Genomic DNA, 16,970 nt, shown 5'->3' on the forward strand with positions numbered 1-16,970 from the left:
AAGTCCTTTTGCCAAAGTTGTTAGGCTATAATAACATTAAGAAAAAAATACTATGACTACAAAAACAGTTGCTTACGTACCAAATAAGGTAAAAGATATGTCGCTTGCGGCTTGGGGAAGAAAAGAGATGGATTTAGCTGAAGCAGAAATGCCAGGATTAATGAGTCTACGTGAAGAATACAAAAATGAACAACCACTTAAAGGTGCACGTATTGCAGGTTGTCTGCACATGACGATCCAAACAGCAGTTTTAATAGAAACATTACAAGCTTTAGGCGCTGAAGTTACATGGAGTTCATGTAATATTTTCTCTACCCAAGATCAGGCAGCAGCAGCTATTGCAGCAGCAGGAACGGCTGTTTACGCCTGGAAAGATATGACCGAAGAAGAATTTGATTGGTGTATTGAACAAACCTTATTTTTTGGTGAAGACAGAAAACCACTAAATATGATTTTAGATGATGGTGGCGATTTAACTAATATGGTTTTAGACAGGTACCCAGAATTGGCTGCGGGCATTAATGGCCTTTCAGAAGAAACAACTACAGGTGTACACCGTTTATACGAACGTGTAAAAGCTGGAACATTACCCATGCCAGCTATAAATGTAAATGATTCGGTTACAAAATCGAAATTCGATAATAAATATGGCTGTAAAGAAAGTGCTGTAGATGCTGTACGTCGTGCAACAGATATTATGTTAGCTGGAAAGCGCGTAGTGGTATGTGGTTATGGCGATGTTGGTAAAGGTACCGCTGCCTCTTTTAAAGGTGCTGGAAGTATTGTAACCGTTACAGAAATCGATCCTATTTGTGCGCTTCAAGCTGCCATGGATGGTTTTGAAGTTAAGAAATTAGAAACTGTTGTTGGAAATGCCGATATTGTTATTACCACTACAGGAAATAAAGACATCGTTCGTGGTGAGCATTTTGAAGCCATGAAAGACAAAACAATAGTTTGTAACATCGGACATTTTGATAACGAAATTGATATGGCTTGGTTAAACAAAAACCACGGTCATACCAAAGATGTTATTAAGCCACAAGTTGATAAATATACCGTAAACGGAAAGGACGTTATTATTTTAGCACAAGGACGCTTGGTAAATTTAGGTTGTGCAACTGGTCATCCAAGTTTTGTAATGAGTAACTCATTTACAAACCAGACTCTAGCACAAATTGAATTGTGGACAAATAAAGACGCTTATAAAAACGAGGTATATATGCTACCAAAACATTTAGATGAGAAAGTAGCTAAATTGCACCTTGAAAAAATTGGTGTAGAGCTTACCGAACTTAAAGACGATCAAGCCAAGTATATTGGTGTAGCTGTTGAAGGTCCTTATAAGCCAGAATACTACAGATACTAGAAAAAGACCGCTTGCGACTCTAGAACATAGACCGCTTCGCTTTTAGATATTATATAAAATCCCAAGCAGTCATGTTTGGGATTTTTTTTGGACAATTGCCAATTCGCTAAAAGCTACGTAGCACCACGCCTTCCACTGTATCTTTTTATCGTACCTCAAAAAAGGATGCCGTTACAAATGCATAGCATTCACGATTTCTTATTTATTAAAGTAGAAATGCAAGAGTAATCCTTATCGCAAAAAGCAACTAAACCATAGCTTTTAAATACGTAACTTCGTTTTGTAAAACACTATATCCATGAGCTCAAAAAAACTATATGAATTAATAAACAAGTTAGAAAACTACATAAATCAGCATGACGTTGCTAATCCAAAAATTTCAAAAGCAACTGTTGGCTGGCACATAGACCATAGCTGCAAAGTAATTAATCAAGTTGTTTTAACATTACAATCATCAGATCCGGCTTTATATAAAAATGATTTCAGCTTTTTAGGAAAGCTTTTTTTTACATTAGGGTTTTTCCCGAGAGGAAAGGCAAAGGCACCAAAAAACGTTAAACCACCTGAAACTATTTCACAAAAAGACCTTATAAAACAATTGCAAGAAGCACGAACAAATATTGACATCATTCCTGATTTAGATAAAAACGCCTTTTTTAAGCATCCGCTTTTTGGGGACGTAAACAAAAAAAGAATTTATCGATTTTTAGAATTACATACCAATCATCATGTGAAGATTATACGTGATATTCTAAAATAATCATAAATTAAATACATTGTTAAAAAACAAAAACCCTTTCTGTTTCCAGAAAGGGTTTTATATGTTTTAAAGAAATTGTTTAATTAAGCCTCGAAAGGTTCAATAGAAACATAAGATTTGTTGTCTTTTTTCTTTGTAAATTTAACAAGTCCGTCCACTTTAGCGTGTAACGTGTGGTCTTTTCCACCATACACATTTTCACCTGGGTGATGTGTATTACCTCTTTGTCTTACGATGATATTTCCAGCAACAGCAGCTTGTCCACCAAAAATCTTAACGCCTAAACGTTTTGATTCTGATTCTCTACCATTCTTCGAACTACCAACTCCTTTTTTATGAGCCATTGTCTTAAGGTTTTATTTTATTAATAATAACGAAATTATTTCTCAATTCCGCCGTCTAATCTGTCTTGTAATTCTTTAAGTTCATCCCACTTACCTTCAGCAGCTAAAGCCGCTTGTTTTGGCCAAGTGTCAGTCACAATGTGAGCTAATCTTGAACTTGCATCTGTTAACACAGTGCTTAATGCTTCAGGGGTTGCCTTTGCAATTTTAGCAAAAGTTTCAAATCCTGCATTTACCAAAGCTTCAGCAGCTTTTGGTCCAGCACCTTCAATTTTCTTTAAATCGTCTGCTTTAGCAGTTGATTTTTTAGGAGCTGCTTTTGTAGCCTCTTCCTTTTTAGCTGGTGCAGCTTTTTCAGCTTTCACTGTTTTCTCTGCTTTAGCTGGTTTTGCTTTTTCGGTTTTTTCAGCTTTTTTGCCTCCCGACGCTGCAATGCTCTCAATTACGATTTCCGTTAAAGATTGTCTGTGTCCGTTTTTTACACGGTAACCTTTACGTCTTTTCTTTTTGAAAACAATAACTTTATCACCTTTAAGGTGCTTTAATACTTTTGCTCCTACTAGAGCTCCGGTTATAGCTGGGGCGCCTACAGTTATATTGTCACCATCTGCAATTAAAAGAACGTTATCGAAAGAAACTTCCTTACCTTCTTCTGTTGCTAAACGATTAACAAAAACTCTTTGGTCTTTTTCAACTTTAAATTGATGCCCTGCTATCTCTACAATTGCGTACATAGCGTAACGTTTTTATTAAATTAGTTTATTAATCTGCTAACCTCACGGAAAGCGGATGCAAATATACTGCTAAATAATTAAACTACAAACGTTTTGTTTAAATTACGAAATATTCCAGCTTTTTTTGAAATACTGCATCACCGTAAATGCCGAAATTACGGTTGTGGCCACACCCATTATGCCAACAACAAAGGTCATAACACCAACACTAACTGGCGCGCCAAAGTCTATAAAAGATAAAACTTGCGATACAAAATCGCTATTAATTTCGGTTATGTAAAGTAAAAAGAAAAATGTAAAAACAACAGTAGCAACAAAACCTGTTATTAAACCTGCTACAAAGCCATTAGAGTATGTGAATTTATCGCCTTGCTCCAGTTTATAATAACGAACGGTTTCAAAAATCCCGAAAGCCGTAATAACCGCATTTAAAAAACTAAAAACCGGATTTGTATGTTTATCTATTAGTGCTAGAATTAAAAAGTAAGCAATTAATACAGCACTGGTAATAAGGCCAAACCTTACTGGTAAGATTACGTTTTTCATAAGTCAATGTATTTTTGTTTCTCTTAAATTTCGTGAAAATTTATGGCAAATAATAATTTGTTTATGTTTTTTTAACAATTATGATAAAAGCAATAAGTATTTCTTATTTTTGAAACATTGTAACATATTGAATACATAACAGACATATTACATGTCATTTAACAAAAACAAAAACACATGAAAAAAGGATTATTAACTTTTTCTGCATGTTTGCTAGCCATTATTACTAGTGTTGCACAAGAAGTGAAATTTGAAGAATTTGATTTAGATAATGGATTACACGTTATTCTGCATCAAGACAATACCGCACCTGTAGTTTCTACTTCGGTGATGTATGACGTAGGCGGAAAAGATGGAGACAGAAGCCGTACTGGATTTGCTCACTTTTTTGAGCATTTATTATTTGAAGGCTCTGAAAATATTGGTCGTGGTGAATTCATGAAAATTATTCCAGCTAATGGTGGAACGTTTAATGCCAATACATCACAAGACAGAACCTATTATTATGAAATATTTCCTTCTAACAAATTAGAATTGGGCCTATGGTTAGAATCTGAACGTATGCTACACCCTGTTATTGATCAAGTTGGTGTGGACACACAAAATGAGGTTGTAAAGGAAGAAAGACGTCAAAGTTTTGACAATAGACCTTACGGACAAATTTTAAATACTATTGGCGAAAACTTATTTGTGTTACATCCATACAAAGATTCCAATATTGGCGAGATGGCCCATTTAGATGCAGCTACTCTTGAAGAGTTTATGGCGTTTTTTGATAAATATTACGTTCCTAATAATGCCGTTTTAGTTGTTGCTGGAGATATTGATATTGCCAAAACCAAAGGATTAGTAAAAGATTATTTTGGAGCCGTAAAAAAAGGTCCAGACGTTGTACGTAACTTCCCGACTGAAGCACCAATTACTGAAACTGTTAAAGCTACTACATACGACAAGAACATTCAAACACCAGCAATTATTGCAGCGTATAGAGGCCCAGGAATGGCTACTAAAGACGCACGTGTATTGGATATGATTTCGTCATATTTAAGTGGTGGTAAGAGTTCGGTATTATATAAAAAATTAGTAGATGAGCAAAAACAAGCATTAACTGTTCAAGCCATAAACCTTCCTCAAGTTGACTATAATATTTTTGCGTTATTCGCTTTACCATTAGGTGACCAAGTAACTATTCAAACTTTATTATCGGAAATGGATGAGGAAATTGTAAAAATTCAAAATGAATTAATTTCAGAACGCGATTATCAAAAACTTCAAAATCAGTTTGAAAATCAGTTTGTAAATTCTAACTCTAGTATTTCTGGAATTGCTAATTCATTAGCTACTTATTATTTATTATATGGTGATGTAAACTTAATTAATAATGAAATAGACATTTACCGTTCTATTACTAGAGAAGATATCCAAAACGTTGCTAAAAAGTACTTAAATCCAAACCAACGCGTAGAAATAGATTACTTACCAAAAAAAGACGATCAATAAGATGAATACATATACTATAAAAATGAAACTATCTGCTTTTGTTGTCCTGTTCTTTATCGCTCTAAGCGTTTCAGCTCAAATAGACCGATCTAAACAACCAAAAGCTGGACCAGCTCCAAAAATTACTTTAGAGGAACCTGGCGAATTTGAATTGAAAAACGGCTTAAAAGTTTTAGTTGTTGAAAACCATAAATTACCACGTGTTTCCTATTCATTACGAATAGATAACAGCCCCATTTTTGAAGGTGATATTGCTGGTGTAACTAGCGTATTAGGCTCTATGTTAGGAAATGGAACAACATCCATTCCAAAGGATGCCTTTAATGAAGAAATTGACTTTTTAGGTGCTAGTCTTAATTTAGGTTTTGGAAGCGGTTTTGCTAGTTCATTAACGCAATATTCAGAACGTATTATGGAATTAATGGCAGATGCTGTTATTAATCCATTATTAACCGAAGAAGAGTTTGAAGCGGAAAAAACAAAGCTGATTGAAAACTTAAAAAATAGCGATAAAAACCCGGATGCTATTGCAGGTCGTGTTGGTAGTGCATTATCTTACGGAAAACTACATCCTTATGGCGAGTTTACAACCGAAGAAACAATTAAAAACATTACGTTTGATAATATTAAAGCCTATTACCAACAGTACATGAATCCTGACAACGCCTATTTAGTTGTTATTGGTGATGTTGATTTTAGAACCGTTGAGAAACAAGTAAAGAAATACTTTAAAGATTGGGAAACAGATGCTAGTGTATCCACTACAATTCCAAAAACAGCAGAAAGCTTACCAGTTCCTCAAATCAATTTTATTGATGTTCCTGGTGCAACACAGTCTAATATTTCTGTTACCAACAATGTTTCATTAAAAATGAGTGACCCTGATTATTTCTCGGCCTTAATTGCAAATGAAATACTTGGTGGTGGTGGCGAAGGTTATTTATTTTTAAACCTTCGTGAAAAGCACGGTTACACCTATGGTTCGTACTCCAGATTAGGTGCTAATCGCTATGGCATGTCTCGTTTTAGTACAACTGCCAAAGTTAGAAATACAGTTACAGATAGTGCCGTTGTGGAAACGCTTAAAGAAATTAAACGTATTAATAATGAACCTGTAGATGCAGAGGTATTGCGTAACGTAAAAGCTAAATACACTGGAAACTTTGTAATGGCTCTTGAACGTCCAGAAACTATTGCAAGTTATGCCTTGAATATTAAGTTAAACAACTTACCAAAAGATTTTTACGAAACGTATCTTCAAAAGATAAACGATGTAACTATTGAAGATGTACAAACAGCAGCAAAAAAATATATGCGACCTGAAAATGCGCGTGTTATTGTCGTTGGAAACGGAAGTGAAGTTCTTGAAAACCTTGAAAAAGTAGGCTTACCAATTCGCTATTATGATAAGTATGCGGATTTAACTGAAAAACCAGAATACGAAATCGAAATGCCTGCGGACATGAATGCCAATAAAGTGCTTAACGCCTATATTGACGCTATTGGTGGCAAAGCAAATTTAGATAAGGTTAACTCGGTTTACATTACAGCTGAAGCAGAATTACAACCAGGTGTGGTAATTAATTTAGAAATGAAGAAAACCATAAAGAACCAATCATTACAACAAATAAGCGTTATGGGGCAAACGCAAAAACAAGTTTTAGATGGTACAGCTGGTTATTCGTTTGCGCAAGGTCAACGTAAAGATATGACGGAAGCCGAAGTTAAAGAAGCCCAGGTCGAGTCGTCTCCATTCCCTGAAGTAAACTATCTTAATGGTGGTGTTACTTTAGAGAAAATTGAAAAAATAGAAGGTGAAAATGCCTATAAAATTAAAGTTGACGAAAAAACTTCAGTGTATTACAGTGTTGAAACTGGCTTAAAAATCAAAGAAATTGAGGCTTCAGAAATGGGCCAATCTGCCACTTTCTTTAGTAACTATAAAGATGTATCAGGTGTTAAATTTCCTTTTAAAATTTCACAAACAATGGGTCCAAGAACAATTGACTTCATTGTAGCAGAAATTAAAGTAAATGAAGATGTTTCAGATGCCGATTTCGAATAATTAAACATTAAACATTATATTTTAAAAGCCTGGAGGACACTTCGGGCTTTTATTTTTTTCGCTTATGAGATAAATAAACACCTAGTAAAACAATAAGCGAACCTAAACCTTGCCACAAACTAAAACCTTCACCATCCAAAACGCCCCAAACCAATGCAATAATAGGCATCAAATAAGTGACTGAAGACGCAAAAACTGGTGTAGACATTTGAACCAGTTTATTAAATAGCACTTTTGCCAAAGCCGTCCCAAAAAAGGATAAAATGATGACATAAACCAATGCCATTTTTAAATTTGGATTGGACAAAGTTTCCGTTGTGAAAAAATCTGCAAAAAATAAAGTTATTAAAGCAGGAATAGTAATAACCGCATAATTTCCGGCTGCAATAGCTAAAGGTTTCACATCTTGTAAATAGCGTTTAATAATATTCACATTAGCCGCATACATTACTGTTGAAATTATAACAAAACCAGCATATAAATAGTTTTGTTCCGGATTTAACTCGGCACCTTTTAAAATAAGGATAGCCGTTCCAACAAACCCAATTATCACACCTAAAATTTGACGCTTGGTTGATGCTATTTTAAAAACAGCAAACCCTAATAAAATAGTATTCAATGGCACCAATGAATTTAAAATAGATGCTACAGCACTATCAATTTCAGTTTCTGCAATTGCGAATAGAAAAGCGGGGAAAAAAGATCCTAAAAAACCGGATGCACCAATCCATTTCCATTGGCGTTTATCAATGGTTTTAAGCTTATTAAAACCTACAGCAAGCAAGAAAATTCCTGTAATTATGGTTCTAACAGCACCTAATTGATACGGTGTAAGTCCTAAAAGTGATTTTTTAATGAGAATAAATGATGTACCCCAAATCACGGAAAGCACGACTAAATATAACCACTTACTACTAATTTGCTTCATACAAAAACGGTTCAAGGCACAAAATTCCAATTTTAAATGCAATAAATGGCAATATTTAGTAATTTTGTAATGAACTTAATTACAATTAAAATGAAAACGTTAAAAAATATAGTGACACTTGTTGTACTAGCTTTAGTATTTGCAAGTTGTAAAAATGAAACAGCACCAGAAGTGGTAACGGTTGAAACAGAAACTACCGAAGTAGCTGTGGCCGAATTAGATCCAAATGCGACATACGCAAAAGCAGAATTTACTATAGAAGGGATGACGTGTGCTATGGGTTGTGCAAAAACGATTGAAAAGAAAATGGCTAAAATGGACGGTGTAAAATCGGCTAAAGTTGATTTTGATACACGTTTAGCAATGGTAGAATACGATGAGGCTAAAGTTAATGCTATGTCTTTAGAAGAAGTTGTAAAGAAAGCTGGTGATGTATATTCTGTAAAAGATATGAAAACTGTTGATAGTTTTGATTCTGAAGCTACACCAGATGCTGCTGACAAAAAAGCTTGCGATAAAGATTGTAAAAAAGCATGTTGTGCAGATAAAACAGAAGCCGAAAAAACAGCTTGTGCTGAAGACTGTAAAATGGCATGTTGTGCAGATAAAGCGAAGGCTTAATTACAATTTTATAATATCAAAAAGCCACTCAAATGAGTGGCTTTTTTTATTTCCAGGTTACGGTTTCCATAATATGTTGGATATCCTTTTGCAAATATTTTGCTGCAGGTAAAATAGAATCGAAATTAGGTTTTGCATAAAAATATAAGGATCCTGTTAAAAAATGACTGGTACTGTCCGTTACATAAAACTGGGATTGTGATGCTGCATTACCGCCAACTTCATAAAACATGCCGTAAACCTTTCGCTCTTTATTCTCGTAAAGTTGCTCCGCAATCTCATCTGCCTTTACGGTATGCTCTTGTGTAAATCCTTGCGCATCTTTAAGCAAGGTTAATAACCGTTCTTTATTATTGTTAATTGGTTTATAGGTTAAATAAATGGTGCCCTTTAATGCAGGATACATTAAATCTATTCCATAGCTACCAGAATCATTTCCAATAGTTCTTGCCTTAATTTCCGCGGCAAATTCATTTTTTTCAAAAGTAAACGGAAAACCGGCTTCTAACCTTTTATAGTCAGCTTTAGGATATTCCAATCGTAAATGTGCTGCAGGCTTTGGCAAAGTATCATTACCACATGCGCTTATAGTTATTGCTAGAATTATGATTATTACACTTTTAAACTTCATTTGTTTTAAATTAAATAAGATAAATTTAAGGAATAGTTACCTTTACACGAGTAATCCGTTTTTTATCTAAAGCTTCTATTATAAAAACGTAATTTCCGAAATATATTTTACTGCCCTGTTTGGGAAAACTTTTTGAGAATTCTAAAATAAAGCCAGCCAAGGTTTCCGCTTCCCCTTTTTCGTCTTCAAATAAGCTGTTATCTTCAACTTTTACAATTTTATAAAAATCCTTTAAAGCTGTTTTACCTTCAAAAACATAATTATTATTATCTAGTTTGGAGTAAATTAAGTCTTCATCATCAAACTCATCGCTAATATCACCCACAATTTCCTCAATAATATCTTCTAAAGAAATTAATCCCGAGGTGCCACCATATTCATCAACTACAACAGCCAAGTGCACTTTCTTTTCTTGAAATTCCACCATTAAATCGTCCAACTTTTTATTTTCTGGAACAAAAAATGGCTCCCGTAACAAACTGGTCCAATCAAATTGCTTTCGGTCTAAAAATGGCAATAAATCTTTTACATAGAGAATCCCTTTTATTTTATCAATATTTTCCTCAAAAACAGGGATTCGGGAATAACCATTACTCACAATTTCTGGAATAATTTCTAAATATTTCTGGTTGACATTTAATGCAAAAATATCAATACGTGGTCTCATAACCTGCTTGGTATCTGTATTCCCGAAGGATACAATACCTTTTAAAATTTTGTGTTCTTCCTTGGTGGTATCTGCCTCGCTTGTTAAATCCAAGGCTTGCGATAGTTGATCTACACTTAAATTAGATTTCTGCTTACCTAATTTACTGTGAATTCCTAACGTGATACTGCGCATTGGCAAGCTCAATGGTGAAAAAATTACATCTAAAACTCGTAATGGATAAGCCATAAAAATGGCGAATTTCATTCGGTTTCTACTTGCGTAAATTTTTGGTAAAATTTCACCAAATAGTAAAATTAAAAAAGTGATAACAACCACTTCTACCAAAAACTTTACAATCGGTATTTGAATGCTTTTAAAGATAAATTGCCCCAAATAGGCAAAGAGAATTACGATGCCAATATTAATGAAGTTGTTGGCCACCAAAATAGTTGCCAACAGTTTTTTAGGACGCTCCAATAGCTTAACAATAATATTGACAGCTGTTGTGTTTGTTTGCGATTCGTCTTCAATATCGGTTCTGGTTAATGAAAACAATGCTACTTCTGCTCCTGAAATTAAGGCGGAACAAAGCAATAACACAAATAGGAGTGCTATTCCTAAAAATATGGAATAATCAACGGAGATAATTAACGATAAAAAACTGGGAGGTTCTAGGTCCAATGATAGTTGGTTTTAATGACGTTTAAAATGGCAAATCGTCTTCCGGCATATCTACTTCCGGCTTGGGAGTAATAGGCTCTTGACGTGGTTGTGTACTTTGTGTGTGTTGTTGTTGTGGCTGACTGGATGGCGAACTTCCACTTTCGCCTTTGGTTGTTAAAAACGTAAAATCTGTACATTGTATTTCAGTAGAGTACCGATCATTTCCTGTATCATCTTGCCATTTTCTTGTTTTTATACGACCTTCAATATATACTTTATCGCCTTTGCTTAAATATTTTTCACAAACTTCAGCGGCTTTATTTCTAACTACAATATTGTGCCATTCGGTGTTGGTTACACGTTCATTGGTTTGTTTACTGGTATACGTCTCGTTTGTAGCCAACGGAAAACGGCCAATACAGCCACCACCTTCAAAGTAATGCATCTTTACTTCATCTCCCAAATGCCCAATTAGCATAACTTTATTTAATGTTCCTGACATGATTCTTTATTTATTTGGCAAAATTACGCTTTTGCTATTCATAAACTTAAATTTAGTAAAAAAATATGAGCTCCCTAAATTTCAGATTGAAAATTGAAAGCATCAATAAAGTTTTTAATCAAAATAGGAACGGCATAGTTTTCAATTTCTGAAATGGGAATACCTATTTTTGGCAAATTGGTAGTTTGTATAATCCAAAACTTGGTATGTAAATGCTGATGTGATAATTTATGAATAATATCAACCGGATTATATAAGGTTACTTTCACAACCGAATCATCCGGATTTAATTGCTGTAAAAAATCGGCTTCATCTAAACTATGTTTAGATTCTAATAGCGGAAATTGATAGAGGTTTTGCCAGATGCCTTTTCCTTTTCGCTTTTCTAGTATCGTATACCCCCCATCCGTTACATAAACCAAAAAATTAAAGAACTTGTTTTTAGGTTTGTTGTTTTTAATTTTAACCGGCAGGACGTTTACCTCGTTTTTCCGAAACGCCACACAACCTTCCTTTAAAGGACAAACCGAACAGTCCGGACTGCTAGGTTTGCATTGTATGGCACCAAATTCCATGATGGCTTGATTAAAATTGGCTGGGTTTTTAGCATCAATAAGATCCATTGCCAAGGCTTTAAACACCTTGTTACCTTGCGTACTATTAATAGGTGTATGTATTCCATAAAATCTGGCAAGCACACGATATACATTACCGTCTACAACAGCAGCCACCTCATTAAAACAAAAGGAGGCAATGGCACTGGCTGTATAATCGCCAACTCCTTTTAGTTTTAGTAAATCCTTATAGGTATTAGGGAAATTTCCATGTAACTCATAAGCCACATATTTGGCTGTAGCATGTAAATTTCTAGCTCGTGAATAGTAACCCAATCCTTGCCAAAGTTTTAAAACAGCCTCTTCATGAGCATTTGCAAGATTGAAAACTGTAGGATATTGCGACACAAAGGCTTCGTAATAAGGCAGACCTTGCTTGATTTGGGTTTGTTGCAAAATAATTTCGGATAACCATATATAGTAAGGGTTCTTGGTATTTCGCCACGGCAAATCACGCTTATTTATTGAATACCAATTTGTTAAAGTTTTTGTAAAATGCATTGAAGTAGGTTGCTAACGGCAAAAGTAAAGGTTTATATTCTTAAATTTTAATGAATTAGGTTTGAAATATTGAATTTTAAATTCCTATATTTGCATCCCTTATTAGATTAATAGCAAACAATAAAATAATTAACATGACAAAAGCTGATTTAGTAGCAAAAATTTCTGAAAAATTAGGAATTGAAAAAGGCGATGTACAGGCAACTGTTGAAACATTTATGGAGGAAGTGAAAACTTCATTAGAGAGTGGAGATAACGTTTATTTAAGAGGATTTGGTAGCTTTATTATTAAAACTAGAGCTGAAAAAACTGGAAGAAATATATCTAAAAATACAACTATCAAAATACCTGCTCATAATATTCCTGCATTTAAACCTGCAAAAGTATTTGTAGAAGGTGTTAAAACGAATGTTGACGTCAAGTAAAAACATTAAATTATTAACTTAAAACAAGTAACTTATGCCAAGTGGTAAAAAGAGAAAGAGACACAAGGTAGCAACGCATAAGCGTAAAAAAAGAAGACGCGCTAACCGTCACAAAAAGAAGAAGTAAGCTTAAAAAGTAGTTATTTAACTACTTTTTTGGTTTTTACAACAAAGAGTTCTTTGAAATTGAGTTTCGCTTTATATAAAGGTTTTATATATCGAGTTGCTCTTCGGATTTAAAAAAATCCTGTGAGATACCTTAACTATATTCCGTGTAAAAACGGATTATAGTTTGGGTGTTCTTTCTATTGTTTGTAATGAACAGTAGAAAAAATAGTATTAATCCATCTGTCATACCATTGGTATGGTAGATAAAAATTAACAAAATGGATAAAGAATTAATTATTCGGTCTGGTTCAGACGCTGTTGATTTTGCCTTATTAAAAGATGGAAGACTAGTTGAATTACAGAAAGATGAAGGCGGTAATAACTTTTCCGTTGGCGATGTGTTTATTGCCAAAATACGAAAAGCTGTTCCGGGTTTAAATGCTGCGTTTGTAAATGTAGGCTACGAAAAAGATGCCTTTTTACATTATCATGATTTAGGACCCAAACTCCCTTCCCTTTTAAAATTCACAAAACGTGTAAGCACAGGTAAACTAAAAGACTATTCTTTAAAGAATTTCCCATTTGAAAAAGATATTGATAAAGACGGCAAAATTACGGACGTTTTAAAATCAAATCAATCTACATTAGTACAAATAGTAAAAGAGCCAATTTCCACTAAAGGACCACGGATTAGTTCCGAGTTATCCATAGCTGGCAGATACATTGTTTTGGTGCCTTTTTCTGATCGTATTTCTATTTCACAAAAGATAGAGAACAAAGAAGAAAAAGACCGCTTAAAACGCCTTGTAAAGAGTATTACTCCCCAAGGTTTTGGCGTTATTGTTCGTACAGTAGCAGAAGGCAAAAAAGTAGCAGAGCTAGATAAAGATTTACAAAATTTGCTTGGTCGTTGGACCGCAATGTGTAAAAAACTAGACAAAGCACACCACCCAAGTAAGGTACTTGGCGAATTGAATAAAGCTTCATCAATATTACGTGATATTTTTAACGATACGTTTACCAATATCCATGTAGATGATGAAGAACTTTACATTCAAATTAAAGATTATGTGCAAGAAATTGCACCAAAAAAAGAATCAATTGTGAAATTATATCAATCCAATGTTCCCATTTTTGAGAAATTTGGTGTAGAAAGACAGATTAAAACATCCTTCGGGAAAACTGTTTCTATGTCCAAAGGCGCTTATTTGGTAATAGAACACACTGAAGCTTTACACGTTATTGATGTAAACAGTGGTAATCGTTCCAATAAAGCTAAAAATCAAGAGGATACAGCCTTGGAAGTTAATGTGATATCTGCAACCGAAATTGCTAGACAACTTCGTTTACGTGATATGGGTGGCATTATCGTTATTGACTTTATTGATATGACGAAAGCAGAAAACAGAAAAACGCTTTACAATCATCTTCGTGATGAAATGAAAGATGACAGAGCGAAACACAAAATACTACCACCAAGTAAATTTGGTTTAGTACAAATTACAAGACAACGCGTACGTCCAGAAATGAACATTAAAACGCGAGAGGAAAATCCGGATTCCATTAATGGAGCCGATGTTGAAGCACCAATAGGTATTGTGTCGAAAATTACTCACGATCTTGAACAATTATTAAAAAAAGACTATACAAAGGTGACCTTAAACACACATCCTTTTATAGCAGCCTTTTTAACCAAAGGTATTCCATCAATACGTTCAAAATGGTTTTTTGAACATAAAAAATGGGTCAAAATATTACCAAGAGATGCTTACACATACTTAGAGTACCACTTTTTTGATAAAGATGGTAAACAAATTAAATAATAACAAAGCTCCGAATATTCTTCGGGGCTTTTTTTATGCGCAAACTTTAGTACATTTAAAATAAAAAGCTTTTCGTATGAATTTTAATACCAGATGGTGGTTGCATATTTACTATTTATATTACGGACTATAGGAAGCTAAATTTCAGTTTTACGCTTTAATTAAAGACCGTTTTATAATCTATAGTAAAATGCAAAAAATTGACATTAAACACGAAGAAAATAAAAAGCCTTGCTAAATTAATAGCAAGGCTTTTATTTATAACTAATAATTAGTTTGCCTTATTCTTCAGAAGGATTTCCACTTACTATAATAAACTCTGAACGTCTATTTGTTTGATGTTCTGCTTCTGTACAATTAGATTTACAATCTACTTTAGGCTCATTTTCACCTTTTCCTACTCCAGAAATTCTGGAAGTATCTATACCTTTAGAGATTACATATTGAACGGTAGATTTAGCACGTCTGTCTGATAATCTTTCATTGTATGAAGCTGGACCTCTATTATCTGTGTGAGATTCTGCCAAAATAATCATATTTGGATATTTCTTCATAACAGATACTAATTTATCCAATTCAAATGCCCCTTGTTGTGTAATATTAGATTTATCAAAATCGAATAATATTGGATTCAATACAACACGATCTAGCACAATAATTTTATCAATAGGATTTAAATTAAGGAGCAATAACGCTTCCTTATCCTTACTCCCTGCAAAGCTAATTGTATTACTTTCATAGCCTTCTAATACACCGGCAATTTCCAAAGTTTTATCGCAAGAAACAGTGTATTCTACTTTACCATTAGCATCTGATGTTTGTGTTGAAACCACACGTCCTACAGCATCTCTAATTTTAACAGAAACGCCCGCTAAAGGATTACTAGTATCATTATCTACTACGGTTGTAATTACATTTACATTACATGGTACTAGGCGTTTTATTGCATATATATCATCGCCACCTTTTCCTCCAGAACGATTAGAAGACACAAAGCCTTCTCCTGTTTCCTCGTTTACAGTGAACGCAAAGTCATCTACATTACTATTTACGGGAACACCTACGTTTACAGCTTCACCCGCTTCTGACATATAAAATACGTCTAAACCACCTAGTCCTAAGTGACCATCTGAAGAGAAGTATAATGTACCGTTAGAACTTGAGAATGGGAATTTTTCGTTTCCTTCTGTATTTACTTTGTCTCCTAAATTTACTGGTTCTCCAACTGTACCGTCTTCATTTACTGGTGCTTTGTACAGGTCAAATAATCCAAGACCTCCTGGCATATCTGATTGGAAATATAACGTTTTGCCATCTGCACTTAAAGCAGGACTATTTACATTGTAGCTAGAATTATTTAAAGAAAGCGACTCAACATTTCGCCATTTATCACCATCTCTATTTGCTTTGTATATATGTAGAACACTGAATTTTGTATTAGAGATTGAATCTTTTTCATATTCGCCTTCAAAGAAACTCTCACGCGCAAAATACATGGTATTTCCATCCGGACTAAATGTTACAGTCCCTTCATGGTATTTTGTATTAATATCTCCTTTTACGGGGTCAGCTTCTTGATATGTACCATCTGTAAGAATATTTGAAACGTAAACATCTAAAAATGGTTGGTCATTCCATCCGTAGTTACGTCTAGCATTATTTCTAGCTGTTGTAAAATACAATTGACTATTATAAACTGCGCCTCCAAAATCAGAATTTTCTGTATTAATTTCTAGATTTTGAATGGTATACTCTTTTGCCTTATCTAATATTGAAGGTAAATAATCAGGATTTGACTTAAACGCTTTTGCACGATCATCTCGTGGTTTTAGTTGAGCAAAACGCTCCATTTGTGCATTAGCCTCTTGATATTTTTCATTTGCTTTAAGCATTTGTGAATATTTGTAAACCATTTCAGCATCTTCAGATGTTTCTAAAGCTTTTGCATACCAACGTTCAGACTCAACTGTATTGAAAATATTATAATTAGCTTCTCCTAATTGTGAATAGACATAGGTGTCTCCTTCACCGTTTTCAACCAGTTTATTGTAACCTGCAATAGCTTGAACAAATTCGAATTTAGCAAAATGCTTATCAGCAGATTCCGTAGCTTTATTTTGAGCAGTCGCACTTAAACTACTCATGACTATAAGTGCTATAAATATTTTAATGTTTTTCATTATGTTT

General features: G+C 34.1%; 16 protein-coding genes. 7 read left to right on the forward strand and 9 right to left on the reverse strand.

Features of this window, described 5'->3' with window-relative positions:
• The first annotated feature begins 52 nt into the window (after positions 1 to 52).
• Complete coding sequence (ahcY, locus tag ACFPH8_RS01310) at positions 53 to 1,369, forward strand: adenosylhomocysteinase (protein WP_248396340.1); 1,317 nt, start codon at positions 53 to 55, stop codon at positions 1,367 to 1,369.
• A gap of 298 nt (positions 1,370 to 1,667) precedes the next feature.
• Positions 1,668 to 2,129, forward strand: coding sequence for a DUF1569 domain-containing protein (locus ACFPH8_RS01315; RefSeq protein ID WP_376858150.1), 462 nt, complete (start codon positions 1,668 to 1,670; stop codon positions 2,127 to 2,129).
• Between the two features lie 83 nt (positions 2,130 to 2,212).
• Here the strand turns inward: ACFPH8_RS01315 and rpmA are convergent, their stop codons facing one another.
• The 3 genes from rpmA to ACFPH8_RS01330 form a co-directional block, all read right to left on the reverse strand.
• Positions 2,213 to 2,473 carry a 50S ribosomal protein L27 gene (gene rpmA, locus ACFPH8_RS01320; protein ID WP_248396345.1) on the reverse strand — a complete coding sequence of 87 codons (261 nt, stop codon included), beginning with the start codon at positions 2,471 to 2,473 and terminating at the stop codon, positions 2,213 to 2,215.
• A 35-nt stretch (positions 2,474 to 2,508) separates the two neighbouring features.
• Positions 2,509 to 3,207: a 50S ribosomal protein L21 gene (rplU, locus tag ACFPH8_RS01325; RefSeq protein ID WP_248396347.1), complete on the reverse strand. Its 699-nt coding sequence runs from the start codon at positions 3,205 to 3,207 to the stop codon at positions 2,509 to 2,511.
• 102 nt (positions 3,208 to 3,309) lie between these two features.
• The gene (locus ACFPH8_RS01330; protein ID WP_248396349.1) at positions 3,310 to 3,753 is read right to left on the reverse strand and encodes a DUF4199 domain-containing protein; all 444 of its coding nucleotides are present in this window, start codon (positions 3,751 to 3,753) and stop codon (positions 3,310 to 3,312) included.
• A 177-nt stretch (positions 3,754 to 3,930) separates the two neighbouring features.
• Between ACFPH8_RS01330 and ACFPH8_RS01335 the strand changes: the two genes are divergently transcribed.
• Both ACFPH8_RS01335 and ACFPH8_RS01340 read left to right on the forward strand, forming a co-directional pair.
• Positions 3,931 to 5,253 (forward strand): M16 family metallopeptidase, encoded by a 1,323-nt coding sequence (locus ACFPH8_RS01335; protein WP_376858151.1) that lies wholly within the window; start codon positions 3,931 to 3,933, stop codon positions 5,251 to 5,253.
• A gap of 22 nt (positions 5,254 to 5,275) precedes the next feature.
• Positions 5,276 to 7,318 carry a M16 family metallopeptidase gene (locus ACFPH8_RS01340; protein ID WP_376858152.1) on the forward strand — a complete coding sequence of 681 codons (2,043 nt, stop codon included), beginning with the start codon at positions 5,276 to 5,278 and terminating at the stop codon, positions 7,316 to 7,318.
• Between the two features lie 49 nt (positions 7,319 to 7,367).
• On the opposite strand, the gene ACFPH8_RS01345 is transcribed toward ACFPH8_RS01340, so the two are convergent.
• Entirely contained in the window at positions 7,368 to 8,246 is an 879-nt protein-coding gene (locus tag ACFPH8_RS01345; RefSeq protein ID WP_248396355.1) for a DMT family transporter, read from the reverse strand.
• Between the two features lie 90 nt (positions 8,247 to 8,336).
• Here ACFPH8_RS01345 and ACFPH8_RS01350 point away from each other — a divergent pair, with 90 nt between their 5' ends.
• A complete protein-coding gene (locus ACFPH8_RS01350) occupies positions 8,337 to 8,867 on the forward strand; it encodes a heavy-metal-associated domain-containing protein (protein WP_248396357.1) in 531 nt (176 codons plus the stop codon).
• A 46-nt stretch (positions 8,868 to 8,913) separates the two neighbouring features.
• Here ACFPH8_RS01350 and gldD read toward each other — a convergent pair whose 3' ends face one another.
• From gldD to mutY, 4 genes are all read right to left on the reverse strand, one after another.
• Positions 8,914 to 9,498, reverse strand: a complete 585-nt coding sequence (gldD, locus tag ACFPH8_RS01355; protein ID WP_376858153.1) for a gliding motility lipoprotein GldD — start codon at positions 9,496 to 9,498, stop codon at positions 8,914 to 8,916.
• Positions 9,499 to 9,523: 25 nt separating this feature from the next.
• A complete protein-coding gene (locus ACFPH8_RS01360; RefSeq protein ID WP_248396362.1) occupies positions 9,524 to 10,828 on the reverse strand; it encodes a gliding motility-associated protein GldE in 1,305 nt (434 codons plus the stop codon).
• 22 nt (positions 10,829 to 10,850) lie between these two features.
• Positions 10,851 to 11,312: a single-stranded DNA-binding protein gene (locus ACFPH8_RS01365; RefSeq protein WP_376858154.1), complete on the reverse strand. Its 462-nt coding sequence runs from the start codon at positions 11,310 to 11,312 to the stop codon at positions 10,851 to 10,853.
• A 74-nt stretch (positions 11,313 to 11,386) separates the two neighbouring features.
• On the reverse strand, positions 11,387 to 12,427 hold the full coding sequence (mutY, locus tag ACFPH8_RS01370; protein WP_376858155.1) for an A/G-specific adenine glycosylase: 1,041 nt from the start codon (positions 12,425 to 12,427) through the stop codon (positions 11,387 to 11,389).
• A gap of 134 nt (positions 12,428 to 12,561) precedes the next feature.
• On the opposite strand from mutY, the gene ACFPH8_RS01375 reads away from it, so the two are divergent.
• Positions 12,562 to 12,852 carry an HU family DNA-binding protein gene (locus ACFPH8_RS01375; protein ID WP_019386001.1) on the forward strand — a complete coding sequence of 97 codons (291 nt, stop codon included), beginning with the start codon at positions 12,562 to 12,564 and terminating at the stop codon, positions 12,850 to 12,852.
• A 386-nt stretch (positions 12,853 to 13,238) separates the two neighbouring features.
• Positions 13,239 to 14,783: an Rne/Rng family ribonuclease gene (locus ACFPH8_RS01380; RefSeq protein WP_376858156.1), complete on the forward strand. Its 1,545-nt coding sequence runs from the start codon at positions 13,239 to 13,241 to the stop codon at positions 14,781 to 14,783.
• Between the two features lie 281 nt (positions 14,784 to 15,064).
• Here ACFPH8_RS01380 and ACFPH8_RS01385 read toward each other — a convergent pair whose 3' ends face one another.
• A complete protein-coding gene (locus ACFPH8_RS01385) occupies positions 15,065 to 16,963 on the reverse strand; it encodes an OmpA family protein (protein WP_376858157.1) in 1,899 nt (632 codons plus the stop codon).
• Between the last annotated feature and the right edge of the window lie 7 nt (positions 16,964 to 16,970).

Source organism: Bizionia hallyeonensis (assembly GCF_042657385.1).
GTDB lineage: Bacteria > Bacteroidota > Bacteroidia > Flavobacteriales > Flavobacteriaceae > Algorimicrobium > Algorimicrobium hallyeonense.

Coding starts and splice junctions, on each gene's coding strand:
- ahcY (WP_248396340.1), top strand. CDS start 53: ATGACTACAAAAACAGTTGCTTACGTACCAAATAAGGTAAAAGATATG.
- ACFPH8_RS01315 (WP_376858150.1), top strand. CDS start 1,668: ATGAGCTCAAAAAAACTATATGAATTAATAAACAAGTTAGAAAACTAC.
- rpmA (WP_248396345.1), bottom strand. CDS start 2,473: ATGGCTCATAAAAAAGGAGTTGGTAGTTCGAAGAATGGTAGAGAATCA.
- rplU (WP_248396347.1), bottom strand. CDS start 3,207: ATGTACGCAATTGTAGAGATAGCAGGGCATCAATTTAAAGTTGAAAAA.
- ACFPH8_RS01330 (WP_248396349.1), bottom strand. CDS start 3,753: ATGAAAAACGTAATCTTACCAGTAAGGTTTGGCCTTATTACCAGTGCT.
- ACFPH8_RS01335 (WP_376858151.1), top strand. CDS start 3,931: ATGAAAAAAGGATTATTAACTTTTTCTGCATGTTTGCTAGCCATTATT.
- ACFPH8_RS01340 (WP_376858152.1), top strand. CDS start 5,276: ATGAAACTATCTGCTTTTGTTGTCCTGTTCTTTATCGCTCTAAGCGTT.
- ACFPH8_RS01345 (WP_248396355.1), bottom strand. CDS start 8,246: ATGAAGCAAATTAGTAGTAAGTGGTTATATTTAGTCGTGCTTTCCGTG.
- ACFPH8_RS01350 (WP_248396357.1), top strand. CDS start 8,337: ATGAAAACGTTAAAAAATATAGTGACACTTGTTGTACTAGCTTTAGTA.
- gldD (WP_376858153.1), bottom strand. CDS start 9,498: ATGAAGTTTAAAAGTGTAATAATCATAATTCTAGCAATAACTATAAGC.
- ACFPH8_RS01365 (WP_376858154.1), bottom strand. CDS start 11,312: ATGTCAGGAACATTAAATAAAGTTATGCTAATTGGGCATTTGGGAGAT.
- mutY (WP_376858155.1), bottom strand. CDS start 12,427: ATGCATTTTACAAAAACTTTAACAAATTGGTATTCAATAAATAAGCGT.
- ACFPH8_RS01375 (WP_019386001.1), top strand. CDS start 12,562: ATGACAAAAGCTGATTTAGTAGCAAAAATTTCTGAAAAATTAGGAATT.
- ACFPH8_RS01380 (WP_376858156.1), top strand. CDS start 13,239: ATGGATAAAGAATTAATTATTCGGTCTGGTTCAGACGCTGTTGATTTT.
- ACFPH8_RS01385 (WP_376858157.1), bottom strand. CDS start 16,963: ATGAAAAACATTAAAATATTTATAGCACTTATAGTCATGAGTAGTTTA.